The sequence below is a fragment of the Paenibacillus sp. Root444D2 genome, assembly GCF_001426375.1.
Lineage (GTDB): Bacteria > Bacillota > Bacilli > Paenibacillales > NBRC-103111 > Paenibacillus_E.
In genome coordinates, this window is sequence record NZ_LMEO01000050.1 from 811,766 (window position 1) to 831,315 (window position 19,550).

Annotated in this window: 18 protein-coding genes and 1 other RNA gene; 8 read left to right on the forward strand and 11 right to left on the reverse strand. The window is 43.5% G+C overall.

Going from position 1 to position 19,550, the window contains the following annotated elements; all coding sequences use genetic code 11:
- Positions 1-1,302 (reverse strand): DNA polymerase IV, encoded by a 1,302-nt coding sequence (locus ASD40_RS30975; RefSeq protein WP_057306959.1) that lies wholly within the window; start codon positions 1,300-1,302, stop codon positions 1-3.
- 214 nt (positions 1,303-1,516) lie between these two features.
- Between ASD40_RS30975 and cimA the strand changes: the two genes are divergently transcribed.
- The gene (gene cimA, locus ASD40_RS30980) at positions 1,517-3,136 is read left to right on the forward strand and encodes a citramalate synthase (protein WP_057306960.1); all 1,620 of its coding nucleotides are present in this window, start codon (positions 1,517-1,519) and stop codon (positions 3,134-3,136) included.
- Between the two features lie 106 nt (positions 3,137-3,242).
- Here the strand turns inward: cimA and ASD40_RS30985 are convergent, their stop codons facing one another.
- Positions 3,243-3,776 (reverse strand): TlpA family protein disulfide reductase, encoded by a 534-nt coding sequence (locus ASD40_RS30985; RefSeq protein WP_057306961.1) that lies wholly within the window; start codon positions 3,774-3,776, stop codon positions 3,243-3,245.
- 139 nt (positions 3,777-3,915) lie between these two features.
- On the opposite strand from ASD40_RS30985, the gene ASD40_RS30990 reads away from it, so the two are divergent.
- Both ASD40_RS30990 and ASD40_RS30995 read left to right on the forward strand, forming a co-directional pair.
- Positions 3,916-5,208 carry an MFS transporter gene (locus tag ASD40_RS30990; protein ID WP_057306962.1) on the forward strand — a complete coding sequence of 431 codons (1,293 nt, stop codon included), beginning with the start codon at positions 3,916-3,918 and terminating at the stop codon, positions 5,206-5,208.
- A 52-nt stretch (positions 5,209-5,260) separates the two neighbouring features.
- Positions 5,261-5,689 (forward strand): Mov34/MPN/PAD-1 family protein, encoded by a 429-nt coding sequence (locus ASD40_RS30995; RefSeq protein ID WP_057306963.1) that lies wholly within the window; start codon positions 5,261-5,263, stop codon positions 5,687-5,689.
- Here ASD40_RS30995 and ASD40_RS31000 read toward each other — a convergent pair.
- From ASD40_RS31000 to ASD40_RS31010, 3 genes are read right to left on the reverse strand one after another with little or no spacing between them, the layout of a single operon-like run.
- Complete coding sequence (locus tag ASD40_RS31000; RefSeq protein ID WP_057306964.1) at positions 5,683-6,417, reverse strand: exonuclease domain-containing protein; 735 nt, start codon at positions 6,415-6,417, stop codon at positions 5,683-5,685. The genes ASD40_RS30995 and ASD40_RS31000 overlap by 7 nt on opposite strands.
- Before the next feature lie 45 nt (positions 6,418-6,462).
- Positions 6,463-7,545 (reverse strand): DUF294 nucleotidyltransferase-like domain-containing protein, encoded by a 1,083-nt coding sequence (locus ASD40_RS31005; RefSeq protein ID WP_057306965.1) that lies wholly within the window; start codon positions 7,543-7,545, stop codon positions 6,463-6,465.
- Positions 7,546-7,584: 39 nt separating this feature from the next.
- Positions 7,585-8,970 (reverse strand): ammonium transporter, encoded by a 1,386-nt coding sequence (locus ASD40_RS31010; RefSeq protein ID WP_057306966.1) that lies wholly within the window; start codon positions 8,968-8,970, stop codon positions 7,585-7,587.
- Positions 8,971-9,273: 303 nt separating this feature from the next.
- On the opposite strand from ASD40_RS31010, the gene ASD40_RS31015 reads away from it, so the two are divergent.
- Positions 9,274-9,714, forward strand: a complete 441-nt coding sequence (locus tag ASD40_RS31015) for a MerR family transcriptional regulator (protein WP_029193450.1) — start codon at positions 9,274-9,276, stop codon at positions 9,712-9,714.
- Between the two features lie 21 nt (positions 9,715-9,735).
- Entirely contained in the window at positions 9,736-10,425 is a 690-nt protein-coding gene (locus tag ASD40_RS31020; RefSeq protein ID WP_057306967.1) for a zinc metallopeptidase, read from the forward strand.
- Between the two features lie 54 nt (positions 10,426-10,479).
- Here ASD40_RS31020 and ASD40_RS31025 read toward each other — a convergent pair whose 3' ends face one another.
- Positions 10,480-11,364: a LysR family transcriptional regulator gene (locus ASD40_RS31025; RefSeq protein ID WP_057306968.1), complete on the reverse strand. Its 885-nt coding sequence runs from the start codon at positions 11,362-11,364 to the stop codon at positions 10,480-10,482.
- Positions 11,365-11,525: 161 nt separating this feature from the next.
- On the opposite strand from ASD40_RS31025, the gene tpx reads away from it, so the two are divergent.
- A complete protein-coding gene (gene tpx, locus ASD40_RS31030; RefSeq protein WP_057306969.1) occupies positions 11,526-12,044 on the forward strand; it encodes a thiol peroxidase in 519 nt (172 codons plus the stop codon).
- Between the two features lie 61 nt (positions 12,045-12,105).
- Here tpx and ASD40_RS31035 read toward each other — a convergent pair whose 3' ends face one another.
- Both ASD40_RS31035 and ASD40_RS31040 read right to left on the reverse strand, forming a co-directional pair.
- Complete coding sequence (locus tag ASD40_RS31035) at positions 12,106-12,495, reverse strand: DUF1499 domain-containing protein (protein ID WP_029193446.1); 390 nt, start codon at positions 12,493-12,495, stop codon at positions 12,106-12,108.
- Between the two features lie 150 nt (positions 12,496-12,645).
- The gene (locus ASD40_RS31040; protein WP_057306970.1) at positions 12,646-13,992 is read right to left on the reverse strand and encodes an Nramp family divalent metal transporter; all 1,347 of its coding nucleotides are present in this window, start codon (positions 13,990-13,992) and stop codon (positions 12,646-12,648) included.
- 158 nt (positions 13,993-14,150) lie between these two features.
- On the opposite strand from ASD40_RS31040, the gene ASD40_RS31045 reads away from it, so the two are divergent.
- A complete protein-coding gene (locus ASD40_RS31045; protein WP_057306971.1) occupies positions 14,151-14,645 on the forward strand; it encodes a GNAT family N-acetyltransferase in 495 nt (164 codons plus the stop codon).
- Positions 14,646-14,777: 132 nt separating this feature from the next.
- Positions 14,778-16,307, forward strand: coding sequence for a xylulokinase (gene xylB / locus ASD40_RS31050; RefSeq protein ID WP_057306972.1), 1,530 nt, complete (start codon positions 14,778-14,780; stop codon positions 16,305-16,307).
- Between the two features lie 60 nt (positions 16,308-16,367).
- On the opposite strand, the gene ssrS is transcribed toward xylB, so the two are convergent.
- The 3 genes from ssrS to ASD40_RS31060 all read right to left on the reverse strand — a co-directional run bounded on the left by ssrS (position 16,368) and on the right by ASD40_RS31060 (position 19,426).
- Positions 16,368-16,549: non-coding RNA, 6S RNA (gene ssrS, locus ASD40_RS36215), on the reverse strand.
- 50 nt (positions 16,550-16,599) lie between these two features.
- Positions 16,600-17,445, reverse strand: coding sequence for a YesL family protein (locus ASD40_RS31055; protein WP_057306973.1), 846 nt, complete (start codon positions 17,443-17,445; stop codon positions 16,600-16,602).
- 367 nt (positions 17,446-17,812) lie between these two features.
- Positions 17,813-19,426 carry a DEAD/DEAH box helicase gene (locus tag ASD40_RS31060; RefSeq protein WP_057306974.1) on the reverse strand — a complete coding sequence of 538 codons (1,614 nt, stop codon included), beginning with the start codon at positions 19,424-19,426 and terminating at the stop codon, positions 17,813-17,815.
- Positions 19,427-19,550 lie beyond the last annotated feature (124 nt).

Below are 19,550 nucleotides of genomic sequence, written 5' to 3' on the forward strand. Positions count from 1 at the left end.
TCACTTCTCCTCTTCTTTGTGAAGGGGATTGTTCCTCAAATGATCCATTTGCAGGGAAGTCCCTCTCGCTTTATGATTTCTAATTAACGTAGCAGGATTGTCGCCCATCATCCCTGCGGTTAGAATCGCATTTTCCCCGAATTTATCACGAAGTCCATCCATAATACGGTTCAAATTTTCTCGTTTAGGCTGCTTTTCATAATCAAATAGATCCAACTGAACGAACGTTTCTTCCTTCATCGTTAGATTCTGCAGCGTAATCCCAAGCAGCCGAACAGGGTTGCCTTCCTCCCATTGATGGTCATATAACTGACACGAGGTTCGATAAATATCATCCATATGCTCAGTTGGCGTAGGTAAGGTTACGGATCGTGTAATCGTCCTCATCTCCGGATCACGAATCGTGATCTGGATCGTAGATGCCATTAGCTCCTGCTTGCGAAGTCTTCTTGCTACTTGATCCGCCAGATTTAAGAATACTCGGTGAATTTCTTTGGTATCGGTAAAATCCTGCGGCAGCGTTGTCGTATGCCCAATGGACTTGCTCTGTTCTTGTTCTGGGTTTACTAGTGAATGATCAATCCCATTAGCTGAACGCTTCAGATGCGCACCTAAGATGCCAAAGTGTTTACTTAGCAGCAACTCATCCCCAACTGCCAGCTGACCTAACGTATGGATGCCAAGTCTAGTTAGCTTATCCGCCGTCTTTTTGCCAATGCCATATAAATAGTTGCACGGTTTGTCCCACAATACAGTGGGTACATCCCTTAATCGAAGCACAGAAATCCCATTTGGCTTCTTCATATCAGAACCCATCTTGGCAAGAAGCTTATTGGGGGCAACGCCAATCGAACAGGGCAGCTTCAGTTCCTTCATGATCTGTTGCTGAATGTTATTCGCGATCTCAAGTGGCGTTCCAAATTGCTTGGACCCTGTTATATCAACGAAACACTCATCGATTGACATGGATTCCACCATAGGTGAATAACTATAAGCAATCTGCATAAACCGCCTTGAGAAGCTTCGATATAGCTCGAAATCAGGTCTTATCAGTATCAAATCCGGACATAACTTCATCGCTTGCCTAACTTGCATACCTGTCTTGATCCCCACAGCGCGCGCCGCATAAGATGAAGTAACAATTATCCCTTTACGAAGCTCAACGCTCCCAGCAACAGCCAGAGGCTTTCCTTTATATAAATCAGGCTCAACGGCCTCATGAACAGAGCAATAGAATGCATTCATATCTATATGCAATATGACTCTACCTTGCTTGGGATAATGATGCTGAGTTGTCACCATTTATATTCCCTCCCATTGATAAACGACCAACTATTAGAGCCATTTTCAGCATACAAAAAATTATACTTTCAAGCAAACGTATTTTTGCGTTATGATGTCTTTACCCATACTATTATGGTATAATCGTAAATTATACATTAGCGCTTTAAAGCAAGCACAAGCACCTGCACATCAAGCACCGAAGTCACTTTGCTAGCTTTTGAAGGAGGAACCTATGCCAACATCAGTCAAAATCTTCGACACCACACTACGAGACGGTACGCAAGGAGAAGGCATCAGCTTATCCGTCGAGGATAAAATTAAAATTGCCCGCAAGCTCGATGAGCTTGGGGTTCATTATATTGAAGGCGGATGGCCGGGCAGCAATAGCAAAGATATTGAATTTTTTGAACGTGCTCGCGACATGAAGTTCACAAATGCGAAGATTACTGCATTCGGCAGCACACGGCGTAAAGATTCCATTGCTGCGGATGATATTAATCTGAACAGACTCGTGGAGTCAGGCGCTCAGGTAGCAACCATCTTCGGTAAGTCCTGGGACTTCCATGTCACAACAGCTATTCAAACTACACTTGAAGAAAATCTTGCCATGATCTACGACTCCGTTCTTTATTTAAAAAGCAGCGGTCTTGAAGTCATCTACGATGCCGAGCATTTCTTCGACGGTTACAAGAATAATCCCGAGTACGCCCTGCAAACAATCAAAAAGGCACAGGATGCCGGAGCTGATTGGATAGTCCTATGTGACACTAACGGCGGCTCATTACCTGGAGAAATTACTGCCATTGTCACTACTGTTAAACAGAATGTCACCACCCCCATCGGAATTCACGCTCATAATGATTGTGAATTAGGTGTAGCAAACAGCCTTGCCGCTGTACAAGCAGGAGCAGGACAGGTCCAAGGAACTATTAATGGCTATGGAGAACGCTGCGGTAATGCTAACCTTAGCTCCATTATCCCTAACCTTCAGTTAAAGCTTGGCTATTCGGTTATTTCCGATGAGCAACTCCAATCATTAACGCCAGTTTCGAGATACATTAGCGAAATCGCCAACATGCATATGCCTGTTAATCAGCCTTATGTCGGGAATGCGGCATTCGCGCATAAAGGCGGTATTCACGTTTCAGCCATTCTCAAGGATGCTAGTACGTATGAGCATACGAAGCCTGAACTCGTTGGCAATAAACAACGTGTACTTGTTTCAGAGCTTGCGGGGCAAAGCAATGTATTAGTGAAAGCCCAAGAATTGAATCTTGACTTTAATAAAGAACATCAGAAAACCAAAGAAGTCATTGAGAAAATTAAAGATCTCGAGCATCAAGGCTACCAATTCGAAGGAGCCGATGCCACACTGGAGCTTTTGCTGCGCGAAGCGTTCGAAGGTCTAGAAGAGATTTTCACATTAGAATCATTCAAAATGCTTGTTGAGAAGTCCGCTAATCAATCCGTTGTTTCCGAAGCCATTGTTAAAGTGAAGGTTCATGGCGAAACGATCTATACCGCGGCTGAAGGCAACGGTCCAGTAAACGCTCTTGACAATGCCTTACGTAAAGCGTTGATCCAATATTACCCTGATATTAAGAACGTCCATCTCTCCGACTATAAGGTGCGTGTCCTTGATGTGAAAGGCGCTACTGCCGGTAAGGTTCGCGTTCTGATGGAATCGACTGACTTCAATACCACATGGAACACACTTGGAGTGTCCAGTAATATTATTGAAGCAAGCTGGTATGCTCTCGTAGATAGCTTGCGTTATGCATTAATCGGAAGAAAACGTGTCGAGCCTGCGAACAAAGATCAACAAGAGCGCCTAGGTTTAGTGAACCATTAATGAGTAAAATCTAAACGCGGTCACTCAAGGTTGTGCGACCGCGTTTAAAGATAAGAAAAGCTGCAAAGAGTACGCCAAACCACCGGCGCTTCTCTTGCAGCTTTTTTTACTCTTTAATGAGACTTGCAATTTTCTTATCCAAATCTCTAGGAGAGAGTACATGAACGACCTCGCGAATGACCCCATTTTTATCGATTAAGAAGCTGGTTGGAATGGCGACCACTCGATAAGTATCCGCATTCGTTCCTTGCTTATCTAATAACACCGGGAATGGGTATTTGTAGGTTTCCACAAACTTCGTAATGTTCTCCATTTTATCACCAGGTGTCACATTGACCGCGTAGAGATCAAACTGCCCTTGATATTTGTTGTACACATTAACCAAATCCGGTGCCTCTTCCTCGCATGGACCACACCATGAAGCCCAGAAATTAACGAACAAAGGCTTATCACGCGGCCCACCAATCGTGTAGTCTTTCCCATCAAGCCCTTTTAACGTAAACGAAGGGGCCAAGAAATTCACTTTTGGCGCTTGCTCAGTAGGCATAAGTGTCGCTTTATTCTCGCGTTGGGCGTTTTGATAAATAGCAAAACCGGCTAATATAACCACCAGGGCTATCACAAACACATTCCTCTTCAAAGCACTTCCACCTCCACTCTGTCTATATTATCTCCAAATTCGCCAAAATTCCAACATCAACGAATTAAATCCAAAGTATGCTTTCAACTTATTTGGGAAAAGTAAACATACATCATGTTCTGAAAGGACTCTCATCATAATGACTACAAAAGCAGCCAAGGGCAAAAAAATTTCCGAAAACATATTTGAAGACAAAACTGAAAGCAAACCTAAAAACAAATCTAAAAACAAAAAAGGCCACATCTGGGAATACATCGCAATAGCAACGATTCCCTTAGTTCTTGTGCTAGGTAATTCGATGCTAGTCCCTATTCTACCTGATATGCAGGAAAGGATGGGCATCTCGCGCTTTCAGAGCTCACTCGTTATCACCTTGTTCTCCATAACAGCCGGTATCATCATTCCTGTATCGGGTTACTTATCAGACCGTTTTACACGTAAAGCTGTCATCATCCCTTCGCTTATTGTTTACGGCTCTGCAGGCGTTCTAGCAGGCCTTGGAGCTGTTTGGAACTCCTATCCTATCCTGATAACAGCACGAGCAATACAAGGCTTAGGAGCAGCAGGGACAGCCCCTATCGCGATGGCTCTTGTAGGAGATTTATATAAGGGAGGAACCGCGAGTAAGGCGCTCGGGCTCATTGAGGCTTCTAATGGGGCAGGTAAAGTCGTAAGCCCGATATTAGGTTCTTTATTAGCTTTAATCGTTTGGTTTGCGCCATTTTTTGCATTCCCTATATTCTGCGTGTTAGCTCTGCTCGCTGTTATTTTTATGATTAAGGAACCGCCTAAAGAAAAGGAAGCGGAACCTCTTAAGGATTACTTAAAGCAAATTCGCAGCATTTTTCGGGAAAAAGGCCGCTGGCTCATCCCTGCATTTTTTGCTGGCTCCATTTCGTTATTTATTCTGTTCGGCGTTCTCTTTTATTTATCACAGATATTAGAAGAGGAACCTTATAGCATTGAAGGTGTTCGCAAGGGATTTATTCTCGCTATTCCTTTGCTTTGCATGGTCATTACCTCCTATACCACCGGTGCCAAAATCAAAGAGAACGTCGTATTGATGCGCTGGTTAATGAACATCGGACTCATCCTAATGACCGTTTCGCTAGCATTAGCGATCTTCCTAAATACCAATCTCTACATATTTATTGGTTTACTTTCATTGAGTGGAATAGGAACTGGTCTGCTGCTGCCTTGCCTAAATACACTGATTACCGGATCTGTAGAGCGTGAACAGCGTGGAATGATAACCTCGTTGTACAATAGTCTCCGTTTCATCGGTGTAGCTTGCGGTCCACCACTTTTCGGTTGGCTTATGAACATTTCGGATAAAGTCATATTCATCACCGTATCCTCCTTGGCACTTCTCATGCTTGCCCTCGTATTCTTCTTTATTAAGCCTAAAGGGGAAATGAATAAAAAAGCATGATATACTAACCTCATTCTTAACAAGCACATCGATTAGGTAAGGTGGATAGAGAGTGAATGTATATATGAAGCAAAATTTATACAAAGATCTTCACATGCACAGCTTGCAGCAACTTCCTGAAGAAGCATGTGGCTTCATTCTCGGTGGACAAGCCCCTAACAAGAATGAAGCACTGCAAGCGAGTACCTTTATTCCTTTACGTAATATCGCAAGTAACCCTAGGAATCGTTTTGAAATAAGTCCCGTTGAGATGCTCCCATATCTTATGGACAGCAACAACCCCGTGATCGGTCTTTTCCATTCGCACCCGACGGCTCCTCCCGTTCCTTCGGAACAGGATCTACAAACACTCTGGCATTCGATTCCTACCTATTGGATCTTATCCTTTCATCAACCGCAACTCCCCGAATTACAGCTTTACCAAATAAAAAAAGCCCCCCAGACCTCTTATCACAAACTTTCGTTTGTCATCGGTCAGTGATGGCTTAATAAGGCGTACAAATCACCTAAAGTATCTACATTTCTTGACTTTATTTCCTCCATAAATCTAGACCACAGCTGCGCAGTCATAAGGGAATCCTCAAGTGCATGGTGGCGATTCGTTATCGGAATATCATAGGCATGAAGCAGAGAGTCCAAACTCAAATTTTTCCTCTTCGGCATTAGCCATTTGGCAATCATCATGATATCGAGAACACGATGTGATAAGCTCACTTTGGACGTGCGCCATAGGGCCGAGTTCAAGAAGTTTTTATCATGTCCGGTTGCATGAGCAACCAGTATTCTTTGCCCAACAAACTCCAAGAAGTCACTTAACACCCCTATTAATTCAGGCGCGTCAGCAGCCATTTCGTTCGTAATACCGGTTAGGTTCACAATCTCATCCGGAATCTTACGTTTTGGATTTACCATACTATAGAAGGTATGATTACTTTGCACTTCACCACCAATAACAGAGACGCCTCCGAATGAAATAATTTCATCACCGTTATAAGGAGAGAATCCCGTCGTTTCCAAATCAAAAACAACGATTTCCATCGAGTGAAGCGGTATTTCAAACAGGGAATCTTTCCTTTGCTCCTTCAACATGGAACGAATAAAAGCCATCTGTTGAGCACTCTGCACATCAAACATAGACGTAAGCGCTGGCGTAAGGCCACCCATTTTGTACAAATGCCACATTCGCCCAGCCGGTCGCATATCTTTCATTTCGAATCACCTCTCCCTACCAATGAAACATAAATCCCGTTATATCTAACCTTTTTCTGTCTCTAAGTGTGAATCGATTGATTTTCTAACATACTTTTGTAACTCCATCCCCGTACGTAGGCAATGTTTTAATTCTTGCTTTAATTCTTTGGTCAACTGATCAGCATTTAATTTGCCTCTTGTCGTATACATCTCTCCATCAAGCTGATGAGGTGTCAAATCTCTAAGCTTAAGAGCAACTCCAAAAGCAGCCTGCCATTCAACGGCTAATTGTTTAGGAATGAAGGAAGTTTCCTGCAGTAATCTAATTCTCTCCAACGTTGATGAGTGCATGATCCCTGCTTGAATAGCAAGAAGTCGAATCCCATTTACTATAGGAATATAAGCGCCATATTTAATGTCAAATCCGCCTGCATCCTCCCCATATCTCTCTCTAATCAGATGTCCGAATACGCCCAATGTTATTCTGTGATGGAGTGTATTGGATAACAAATACTTCAAGATACTCGGATGTTCCTGAACATAAGCAAGAAACTCGCCTTTGAGCCGGTCAACTAAAGCTTTAGAACCGAAGATACAGCGCATATCAGCAAGGATGAGCAAATAACGAACATTTTCCCAATCCGGTTCCATAAACCATGCTGTCATCATCTCAATATACGAGGATAACGACTTACGCCATAGCTTGTTGCTCGAGATCACATTGCCTTCACAAGGCGGATAGCCCAAAATATCAAGACCACGAAGGATACAATCTACAAGTTTGATAAAATAGTCATCTAATTGTTCCTCTGTGTGATTTTCACTTTCTCCATAAATAAGTCCGTTATCTTGATCACTCCAAAGCGTTTGTTCACCTCTTCCACCACTGCCGAGCAAAATAAATGCATAGGGAACGGGCGGTTTCCCAAACCCTTCATCCTCCAACATATGTTCAGACAGTTCTATCGTTCTGTGAATAAAGGCATCGTGTATTTGATTTACTTTTCGTCCAATTTCAGATGAATGAGAGAAAAGGAGATGCTCCCGAAACATCTCATGCACCTGATCTCTGGTTATTCGCATCTCATCGAACTGTTCCGATTGATAGATACGCTCCAGGATCTGTTCCATTGAGAGATGATTCATGTTGCATCCCCTTTGCTCTAGTAGAAAGTGTATGTGGTATTAAACGGACGCGCCGTTTTGAGCTGCTTTTTTCATTTGTTCCGGATATCCGTATGAACCATGCTCAGACAAATCCAGACCGATAATTTCTTCTTCTTCTGTAACACGAAGACCAATTGTAGCTTTCAGTATGCCTAAGATAATGAAAGAAAGAATAAGAACGAATACTAATGCTCCAGCTAAACCTAGTGCTTGAACGCCTAGTTGGTGCAAACCACCGCCGTAGAACAATCCAGCACCGCCAACACCAACCTTCGCCGAAAGCTCAGGTGTAGCGAACAAACCAGTGGAAAGAGTACCCCAAATACCAGCGATACCATGAACGGAGAAAGCATAGATCGGATCATCGATGCCAGCTCTTTCAAACCATTGTGCTGTGAAGAATGTAACAATACCAGCTACTGCACCGATGACGATGGCAGCCCAAGTATCTACGAATGCACAAGCTGCTGTAATCGCAACTAGCGCTGCAAGAACACCATTCAACATGCTAGGAATATCTGCTTTACCAAAGTACATCCAAGAAATGATGAGAGCCGCAACCCCGCCTGCCGCAGCAGCCATGTTCGTTGTCAGAGCAATATAACCGAAGAACCCATCACCCATTGCACTTAGTGTACTACCTGGGTTGAAACCGAACCAACCGATCCAAAGAATGATAACACCGAGAACAGACAACACTTGGTTGTGACCAGGAATTAAGTTTGGCGTTTTATCTTTATTATATTTGCCAATACGTGGTTTTAACAAGATAGTAGCTACAAGAGCTGCTGTTGCACCTTGTAAGTGAACAACCGTTGATCCCGCAAAATCTTGCATACCAAGCTTGCTCAACCAGCCGCCGCCCCATACCCAGTGAGCAACGATTGGATAAATCACGACTGTAAACAAAATTCCGAAGATGAAGTAAACTGGAAGTTTCGCTCTCTCTGCAAAACCGCCCCATGCAATCGCTAAGGATACACCTGCGAAGGCTAGTTGGAACAAGAATTTAATACCAATTGGTACATCTGAGAAAGAAAGAGATCCGAATGCTGCTGCTGCTTGATCTTCTAAACCTGTAACGAAGAACCCTGTCGTTCCGAAGAAAGCATTTCCGTCACCGAAGGCGAAACCGAAACCTACAGCCCAGAAAGCGATGGCGCATAAGCCAAAAGTTAAAATTGTTTTACCGGCTACGTGACCGGCATTTTTCATTCTAGTAGACCCCGCTTCTAATAATGCAAAGCCAGCTTGCATGAAGATGACCAAGATAGCTGCTAACATAACCCAAACTGCATCGATTGCACTTTGAAGTTGGGGTACTGTCGCTTCATCTGCAGCAAATGCGAGAGTAGGGAATAATAATGCCATAACGCCGAAAGCTAACAACAACTTCTTAACCATACGACCACTTCCTTTTTAATGTTATATTAAGTAACATGTAATGAAACTCTTAATGTCATTATATACAGGTTAAATGGGTTTGACAATAGGATTTTCTTTTAAAAATTGAAAAAAGCGAAAAATAACCTGACATCGAACAGGCATAATTCGTGTTTTCGTTCATAGATCGAGCAAAATGTTACAATTCCTATCCTAAAATCCATGTTAGCTTTGAAAAGTATTACGTTTGACTGTACGGTTTGTAATCAGGTATCATTAATATATAGAAGAATTCATACAAATTGGAGTAGAGGTGAACTTATTATGGGGAAAGAGAAGCTTTATAAAATCGGAGAACTAGCCAAACTTGCCGATGTCAGTTCTCGAACCATTGATTACTACACCAAGTTGAACTTGATTGAACCCGAGAAAAGATCAGATACAAACTACCGCCTTTATAGTGATGAAACTTTGACACGACTTAAACGTATTGAATCTATGAAGAACGAGAAATATACCTTAGAGGAAATCAAAGCGAATTTACAACAATGGAGTAAAGTGTCCCCTGATGATACAGTGAGAGATAAGCTGACATCTATCCAACTTCATCTAGAGCAGCTAATGAAAGAAGCTAAAGAGCTGGGACCCATCATCCAACAGTTGAAACCAAATCAAATGAAGAAGCTTTCCCGAATACTTACTCAGCCAACTGCGGCCTGTATTGAAGCGCTAATTGTTCTTCTAGGTAAAAATCCGTTCTCATAACGAAATACGGAGGAATGTCAAATGTTTTTTCATCCCATGGATTTTCTCATTATTATTGCATTCGGACTTTCGTTGTGGGCCTCGTTTCGAGTACGGGGAACATTCAACAAGTGGTCCCAAGTTCCAATTTACTCAGGAATGACGGGTGCTCAGGCGTCAAGACGCATGCTTGATGCCAACGGACTGTATGATGTTCCCGTAGAAGCTGTACCTGGCACCCTGTCAGATCACTATGATCCAATAGCCAGAGTAGTACGTTTATCTGAACCCGTCTATTACGAAAGCTCCATATCTGCTGTCGCTGTCGCCTGTCACGAGGTAGGCCATGCCATTCAACATCAAGTTCACTACCCCATGCTTGTCGCAAGGCACCGCATGTTCCCGGTTGTCAATTTCGCCTCCGGTGTAGCTCCCTTGCTCATACTAGCCGGCTTCTTCTTCCAGCAGATCCCATGGCTGCTCGGTCTTGGCATTATCTTTTTCGCAGCAGCTGTTGCTTTTCAATTAGTTACACTGCCAGTGGAATTTAACGCCAGCTCAAGAGCCCGAGATTTAATGATCGCTGAAGGCTTCATCTCTAATGAAGAAGAACGCGGGGTAGCTAAGGTATTAAATGCAGCCGCTCTTACGTATGTCGCAGCCGCTTTAATCTCCGTTCTTGAACTTCTGAAATATATTATGATATTTAATGGCCGTAATAGTGACGACTAAACATAAAAGCTCATCTTGTACGGTGTTATTCACACATACAAGATGAGCTTTTGTTCATTGAAAGTAATCACATAGAAACCGTCTGAAAACTTCAGCCACCAAAGGAAGCTTTTCACTTTTGCGGCAAATTAAACCGACAGTTCTAGTGACCACAGGATCGGTCACACGAATTTTGACCGGCTGCATTTGACCGCTCTCCATTAAAGCCATAGAAGGAAGCAAGCTAACTCCCATACCCGCGGCTACTAGCCCGCGAATGGTATCTGTTTCTTCACCTTCGAACTCAATCTTCGGAACGAAGCCCGCTTTCATGCAAGCCTCCATCACAATCGTACGCAGCGTATATTCTTCACTAAACATAACGAATGGTTCATTCTTTAATTGTTCCAATCGAATGGATGTGTAATCCGCAAGGATATGATTGGAGGGAATAATCGCATACAGCTCTTCGGTTAACAAAATTTCACCCGAAACATGCTCATGTGTTTCTGGGAATGGCGAAATGAAAGCCAGATCTATCTCTCCCTTAGAGACATCTCGGATTAAGGACGTATAGGTCCCTTGACGAAGCCTGAATTTAACGTTTGGGTGATCTTTTTTAAAGGCTGCAATGACAGCAGGCAGCAAATTGATGACCAGACTATGCGGAAACCCAATACGAATTTCCCCGGCTTCCGGGTCAAGAAATTCGTGTATCTCACCAACAGCACGTTCCAAGTCCGTCAGTATCCCCTCGACCCGGCTTAAGAATAAATGACCTACTGAGGTAAGGTGAAGATTACGGCCTTTTTGCACGAACAAATTAATGCCCAGTTCTTCTTCTAAAAGATGAATCTGCCGGCTAACGGCTGACTGCGCCACATGCATTTCTTCTGCTGCTTGGGTCACATGCTGTTTTCTAGCTACTTTTACAAAGTACTGCAATTGTCTTAATTCCACTTGGATAAATCCCCCGACTTTTCTTACGTGATTGCGATCTTATGCGATCTTTAAACATTTAAATTATAGCCTTACAGTAACGATTGGACAACCTAAGTTCAAAAAGCTTATAATAAATAAGTTGTTATTCAGTATGGAAATTAAAGGAGGAAACAGTTCACATGGCACAAGAACGTACTGGTGTTGCTACCATTAAAGGCAATCCGATTACTTTGGTAGGACCTGAAATTAAAGTGGGTGACAAAGCACCTAACTTCACAGTAAACAAAGATTTGATGACTCAAGTTTCCCTCGCAGATTATGCAGGTAAAGTAAAGCTGATCAGCGTTGTTCCCTCTTTGGATACAGGCGTTTGTGATGCACAAACTCGCCGCTTCAATGAAGAAGCAGCAGGTCTAGGCGACAATGTTGCTGTTCTGACTATCAGTGTTGATCTTCCTTTTGCACAATCCCGCTGGTGTGGTGCGGCAGGTATTGACAAAGTGATCACTTTGTCCGATTACAAAACAAAATCCTTCGGCGAAGCTTATGGCGTATTGATCAAAGAACTTCAACTTGATATGCGTTCCATTTTTGTTATCGACGCGAATGATACCGTTCAATACGTTGAGTACCTAGGCGAAATGACAGCTCACCCTAATTATGAAACAGCCGTTGAAGCTGTGAAAAAATTAGTTTAATAAGCACAAAATAAAACAGCAAGGAGGCCTAGCTTCCCTGCTGTTTTTGTTTTTGTTTTTGTTATCCTTCAATCTTATATGGAGCAAGCTTTCTGTCTAATTGTTTATAAATATCTATAATAGTACGGTAATTGGAACCCAGATCCCCCATTGAGCCTCGGGATGCTGAATAAATGTCTACCGCGGTTTTCACGGGATTAATCCCAAATAGCGTTAACGTAACATCCTGTGTTCGTCCAGTCATTGTTTTACGTTCCGCGAGAATTTCGCCTACATTTTGAACTTCGTGGAGAAGTTTATAGCCCGGCGTTTTTTTCAGAACGGCAGTGACTTCTTCCCATACTTGTTCTTTAGGAAGCTTATAATATCTTGTTTTAAGCAAAGGATCTTTGGCTTTATCTCCGGTCGTTTCATGACTGCGAAGTAATCCGATTAAAGTTCTCTTAAGCAAAAGCCTTTTCCCCCTTCAATGAAGTACATATAGACCACTTGCCATTTCTACACTGCTCTCTATCTTACCATTGTTTAGGCTTAAGAAAAAGAGGGGAAATAAAAATCGGAGGATCGCTCCTCCGATTTTCCATTTATATGCCCTATTTTATTACCCAAAAAAAGTGGCGTAAAGTAAGTAAGCATTCAATCCTGCTATCAAAATAGCTACAAACCAACTTAGTAAAATCATCCACTTTGGCGTTACAAGCTCCCCCATCTTCTTTCGGTCCGAAGTGAACGTAACAAGCGGTATAACTGCAAAGGAAAGCTGCAAGGATAAAATGACCTGACTGAGAATGAGTAAATCGGTAGCGCCGCTCTCTCCATAAATACCGATGACAATGACCGCTGGAACGATCGCGATCATTCGAGTTATCAATCGGCGCAGCCAAGGTGTGAGTCTAATATTAAGGAAGCCCTCCATGACAATTTGGCCGGCTAATGTACCTGTAAGTGTAGAATTTTGCCCTGAAGCTAGGAGTGCAATTGCAAATAGAATACTCGCGGCGCCCGTGCCCAGCATAGGTCCCAAAAGGTGATAAGCATCTTGTATCTCTGCTACTTCCTTACCTGCTGAATGAAAAGCCGCTGCAGAAAGAATGAGTATCGCGGCATTGACGAACAAAGCCAGCATTAAAGCTACCGTCGAATCTATTGTGGCAAACTTAATTGCTTCACGTTTACCTTCTACCGTCGGCTCGATTTTGCGTGTTTGGACGATAGAAGAATGCAAATATAAATTATGAGGCATGACAGTAGCTCCTAGAATACCTAGGGCGATATATAACATAGCAGGATTCGTTACAATTTCCGTTTTAGGAATGAAACCAACGGCAACAGCTGCAAAGTCAGGTCTCGAGAAAATAAGTTCCATCACGAAACAAAAAGTAATTAGAGCGATTAAACTAATGACCATGGCTTCAATATATCGGAAACCCTTTTTTTGCAGCATAAGAACCAATAAAACATCTAACGAAGTAAGAATGACTCCATAAATAAGCGGTATACCGAATAGCAACTGTAAGGCAATCGCAGCACCAATGACTTCAGCTAGATCACATGCTGCAATAGCTAACTCACATAATAACCATAGTCCGAATGAAACTGGTTTACTATAATGATCACGACAAGCTTGCGCTAAGTCTCGACCTGTAACAATTCCTAGACGGCCAGACAAAGCTTGCAGCAGAATCGCCATTAAATTTGATATTAAAATAACAGAAAGCAATGTATATCCGAATTGCGAACCACCTGCTAAATCAGTCGCCCAATTTCCCGGATCCATATACCCTACGGCTACGAGATAGCCCGGACCTACAAAAGCAAGCAGTTTACGGAAAAAGCCTGCTTTCTTTGGTACGCGCATACTATGATGGACTTCAGGCAGACTAGGCATTGACGTGTTGCCCTTCCATCCACTGGACTCTTGCTCTGGTTTTTTATATGCTATACCCATCTGATTACCCTTCTTTCACAAGACCAATAATGTTGTTCAAAGGAAACTTTATTTATGATTATACTATATGCCCCTATCTTATGCTATAGGTAAACAATCATGTGCATATAAAAAACATTTTCCCTTAGGAAAGTTTTTTTAGAAGGAGGAATCTAAGGATGCTAATTCGCCCAGTTGAAAGTGATGAAGAGATAAGAAAGGCTTATGAAATAGAGACTTCTGTCTTCTCTCAGGAGGCGGCTGCTACATTAGAAGCTTTTCAAATGAGAAAGCATGTTTTTGGATCCTATTTTCTTGTGGCAGAAAATGAGCAAGACCATCAAATTATCGGCGCAACCAATAGCGTAAAGATACATAATAAAGAATTAACTGATGAAAGTATCAAGCAGGAGACACAGCATGCTGAGGACGGACAATACCTCTGTGTTTTGACCATAGCCGTTCATCCGTCCTTCCAACGACGCGGGATAGCCACTGAACTTCTGCAACGTATCATCGAAATAGCCAGAAAAGATGATTTAATAGGGATTGTTTTAATGTGTGAAGAGCATTTAATTTCATTCTATGAAAAAAATGGATTTCTTTATGTAGCTCCATCCGTTTCTAAACATGCTGGCATCCAGTGGCATGAAATGAATTTAATATGGAAATAAAATATCCCCGTAAGCAGGATTTTCGTTATATCGTGCGAATATAATAATTAATAATCTTTGTATATTTATTAAACAAACAAAGAATATCAAAGGAAATACCAAACTCTAACAATTTAACAAGGAGGCATCTTCATGTCATATTTCATGGGCTTAGATTTAGGAACTTCAGCAGTCAAATGCATTCTTGTGGATGACTCTGGTCAGGTAATTGGCAGCCATAGCGTAGAATATCCGCTTCAGCAGCCCCATCCGGGATGGGCAGAGCAACATCCGGAGGATTGGTATAACGCCACAGTCAAGGGGATCCGTGCTCTTTTAGAGAAAACAAGCATCGCTGGCGAAGCCGTCGCTGGTATCGGCTTCTCCGGCCAAATGCACGGGTCGGTGTTCCTGGACGAGGAGCAGCAGGTCATCCGGCCTGCGCTGCTGTGGTGTGACCAGCGCACCGCGGAGCAGTGTGCTTACATCGAGTCGACCGTCGGCGAAGCCGAACTCGGCCGACTAACGGGCAACCGGGCGCTGACCGGCTTCACCGCGCCCAAGGTCATTTGGCTCCGGCAGCATGAGCCGGAGAACTACGCGCGCGTTCGGCATCTGCTGCTGCCGAAGGACTACGTCAGGCTGCGCCTGACGGGAGCGTTCGGCATGGACATGGCCGACGCAAGCGGCACCCTGCTGCTGGACGTCGCGCACCGCAGCTGGTCGCAGACCGTCACTGAGCGGCTGGACATTCCTATGGAATGGCTGCCGCCGCTTTATGAGTCCGGCGACGTGGCCGGATACCTGCTGCCGGAAGCGGCCAGCCTAACTGGCCTAGCCGCAGGCACCAAGGTCGTCGCAGGCGGCGGCGACCAAGCTTGCGGCGCCGTAGGTGTTGGCGTCGTACGCCAAGGCATCGCCTCCGTGGCGCTCGGCACGTCCGGTGTCGTCTTCGTTCACGACGACACCTATCAAGTAGATGAAGCTTATCGGCTTCATTCCTTCTGTCACGGTGTGCCTGGCAAGTGGCACCGTATGGGGGTGATGCTGGCCGCGGGCGGCTCGTTCCAGTGGTGGCGCAACCACTTTGCGCACGAGGAGCTTGAGCGTGCGCAGAAGGAAGGCAAAGACGTCTACGAGATCCTGACGTCTGCAGCAGCCACAGCTCCCCTTGGGAGCGAGGGCTTGCTATTCCTGCCCTACTTATCCGGAGAGCGAACACCGCACCCCGATCCGAAGGCTCGAGGCGCCTTCATCGGTCTAAACCTACGGCATGAGAAAGCACATCTCACCCGTGCCGTTCTCGAAGGCATTACCTTCGGGCTCCGCGACTCGCTGCAACTAATCCGCGAGTCCGGCGTTGAAGTCACCGAACTCCGCGTGAATGGCGGCGGCGCCAGGAGTCCATTCTGGCGTCAAATGATTGCCGACATCTTCGGTATCCCTGTGGTCACTGTAAATTCTACAGACGGCCCTGCGTATGGCGCTGCTATCATGGCTGCTTCCGGCGTACTACAAGAGGATATAACAACTCTCTGTGAGAAATGGATTCATGTCACTGATCGCGTAGAACCAAATGTTGATAATCAAAAACAATATGAAGCGTACTATCAAATATATCGCGGTCTTTATGGAACACTTCAGAACACATTCCATCAGTTAAGTGATTTGGCTGGTCATTGAACATAAACTAAAAAAAGAGGTTGAAACAGGAAATTACCTGTTCAACCTCTTTTTAATGCAAAAAAACCCGCCTATGCCGTCCGGTTTTGGTGCTTCAAACCCGCTCTCGCAGGTGGGTGTCCGCAGAGGTGTATTTGAGGTCCCCTTTCGAGGGCATGTCAGCCACACTTCAATGTAGGTCTCCCTAGAAACAGTCATTGGTTTAAAACAACTTAAAACCGTTACGTACATCGCAGGATTCTTTTGTATTTCTTATTATAGTGCCGTACCGGTTGATTATCAACTGGTAGGTTTAGTCTTTAGTCTTTTCATTCTCATCTTTTTTATGCAAGCTAACTTCCGGCTTACTATCTTCTTCACCTTCAGTTATAGCTTCTGCTTCATTTTGTGCTTCCTCTTCTTGCGCTTCAGCCAGTCTCTGTTGTTCCTTCTCTTCTAGTTCTTGCTGTTTCGTTTGGAGTTTGGTGAAGCTGCGGTTAAACTGCCAGAACGAAAAAGTCGCCATTATACTTCCCATAAAGAAAACGACAAGAAAGAAATTAAATTTGGTCAGACAAATATAAAGAATGGCTCCGTTACAAAGCAGCAGAACAATCGAATTGATTGGATTACCAATGGTAATCAATACAGCATTCTTCAAAATTTGTAAAACCTTCATATGCAAATGAACCATAATCGAGAAGAAATTGAACAAAGAAATGATAATAATGACCGTGAAAGCGATAAATAATACGGCCAATAATTTCAGTGAACTCCCCTGTTTCAAATAAAAGAAGTAATTCACCGCAATGATAACGAAAATGATTACGAAGAAAATGCCACCTACCATGCTCTGCAGGTAGTTTTCTTTATATCCACGGAAAAATGTTTTCAATAGTGGTACATCTTCTTCTCCCGTAACCCATTTCCGAGCAACGGCAAACATCGCGGAAGTTGCAGGAAATAAAGTAAACGGTGCCAAAATGGCGATAATGGGTAGCGATGCCTTCAATGCATCAACGGATGGACTCACTAAGCCCATAAAAGCAAAAAAGAAAACCGGAATCGAACATAGCATCCAGAGCAGATTAATGACCGATAAACGCATAATCCACTCCGATATTCTGTACAGTCCTCCCATAACTCCTCTAAACTCCAAAACTGCTTCCTCCTTAGCGTTTCCTTCCGGAAACTTTCTACGTTGATTGTTGAAACGCATACATCTTAAGTTGTCCTACTTTTACATTAGTTTAATTATAGCCTATTTTTGAACATATAGGTAGATGTCTAGTCGTTCTAGGTACTTTTACATAGTATAGTATTATCAAAAAGAACTACCCCCAAATCATTTTCAGGAGGTCGATACTATGTCTCATCCAGTTGGAACATCCGTAGGTGCTATTTTGGTTCTCTTCATCTTGCTCGTTATCATCACTAGTTCTTTCGTACTGTAAACCATATAATTCATAACAAAAAGGCGAAGATCCTTCTGGATCTCCGCCTTTCTTTTATTGGGGTTATTCCCCTTATTTATTCACTAATGTATCTTCGCTCTTACGTGGAGCTCTGGAACGATCGCGGTTACCGGAGTTGTTGCTTCCGTATTCACGGTTTCTGGAAGATGAACTGCTTCCACCTTCTCTGTTTGAACCGTAATCTCTGCTATCTTTACGCGGGTAACGGGAGTTCGAGCTGCTGGAGCCAGCACCTGAGCTATATCCGCCACCTTGACGACGATCTCCTGAACCTGAACTTGATGAGCCATAGCCGCCGCCAACTCGTCTACCTGAGCTGCGAACATCGAATTTTTTCTTTCTTGCACGAATCGGATCTTCAGGTGTTAACTCAATATTCGTTTCCTTTTTGTCGCCTGTCAGAAGCTTCATAGCTGCAGCAAGAAGATTTACGGAATCATATTGCTCTAACATTTGAATAGCTAAGCCTTTGAATTCTGCTTGTGTATCATTTTGAAGCACATCAAGAATACGCTCAGCAGTCATTTTTTGTTTACCTTCAATGGCTTCAGCCAAGCTAGGTAATGGTTTTTTGTTAATTTTGTGGCGTGTAACTTTCTCGATAAAGTGCAGGTGATCGATTTCTCTAGGTGTTACAAAAGTCCAAGCTGTACCTTCTTTACCAGCGCGGCCTGTACGACCGATACGGTGAACATAGCTTTCTGGATCTTGCGGAAGGTCAAAGTTAATGACATGAGTAACGCCAGATACATCTAGACCACGCGCAGCAACGTCTGTTGCTACAAGTACATCAATGCTGCCGTCACGGAATTTTCTCATCACATTATCGCGTTGATTTTGGGATAAGTCACCATGAAGACCTTCAGCTGCATAGCCTCTTTTTTGAAGAGCTTCTGCCAATTCATCAACCCGGCGTTTGGTACGACCGAAGATGATGGCAAGATCTGGAGCTTCCATGTCGATCAAACGGCTAAGCGCTTCGAATTTTTGTTTTTCGTGCAATTCGATATATGCTTGGTCAATCAATGGTGCACTAACTTGTTTCGGGATAACCGATACGTGCTCAGGGTTACGAAGAAACTGTTGTGCCAATTTTTGAATATTAGTTGGCATTGTTGCTGAGAACAACATCGTGTGACGCTCTTCTGGAACCAATTTCAAAATGGACTGGATATCATCCATGAAACCCATGTCTAGCATTTCATCCGCTTCATCCAAAACCACTGTTTGTACGTCGTCTAATTTAATTGTTTTACGGTTAATATGGTCAAGCAGACGTCCCGGTGTACCGATAATGATTTGCGGTTTTTTCTTCAATGCACGAATTTGTTTAACGATATCCTGTCCACCATAGATGGGCAAGGAACGAATGCCTTTGAAACGACCGAGTTTCTCAATCTCTTCCGCAACCTGGATGGCAAGTTCCCGTGTAGGACACATGATAAGAGCAGAAATGCGCTCTTCTTTCATATTGATTTTGTGAATAAGCGGAATACCGAAAGCAGCTGTTTTACCTGTTCCTGTTTGCGCTTGCCCGATTAAATCCCGGCCTTCCATGGCCAAAGGAATCGTTTTTTCTTGGATCGGCGTGGACTCTTCAAAGCCCATCTCGGTAATAGCGCGTAAAATCGTTGGCTCTAAACCAAACTCTTGAAATGTTTTCAAATATATTCAATCTCCTTTTGTACAGGGCAGGCTAATGCCTTGTATCTTTTTTACCCTTAAGTACGACTTCCTATCCGTGTCTATAGTTTTATTGGTGGAATACACTTTCGATTTAACATCTTCC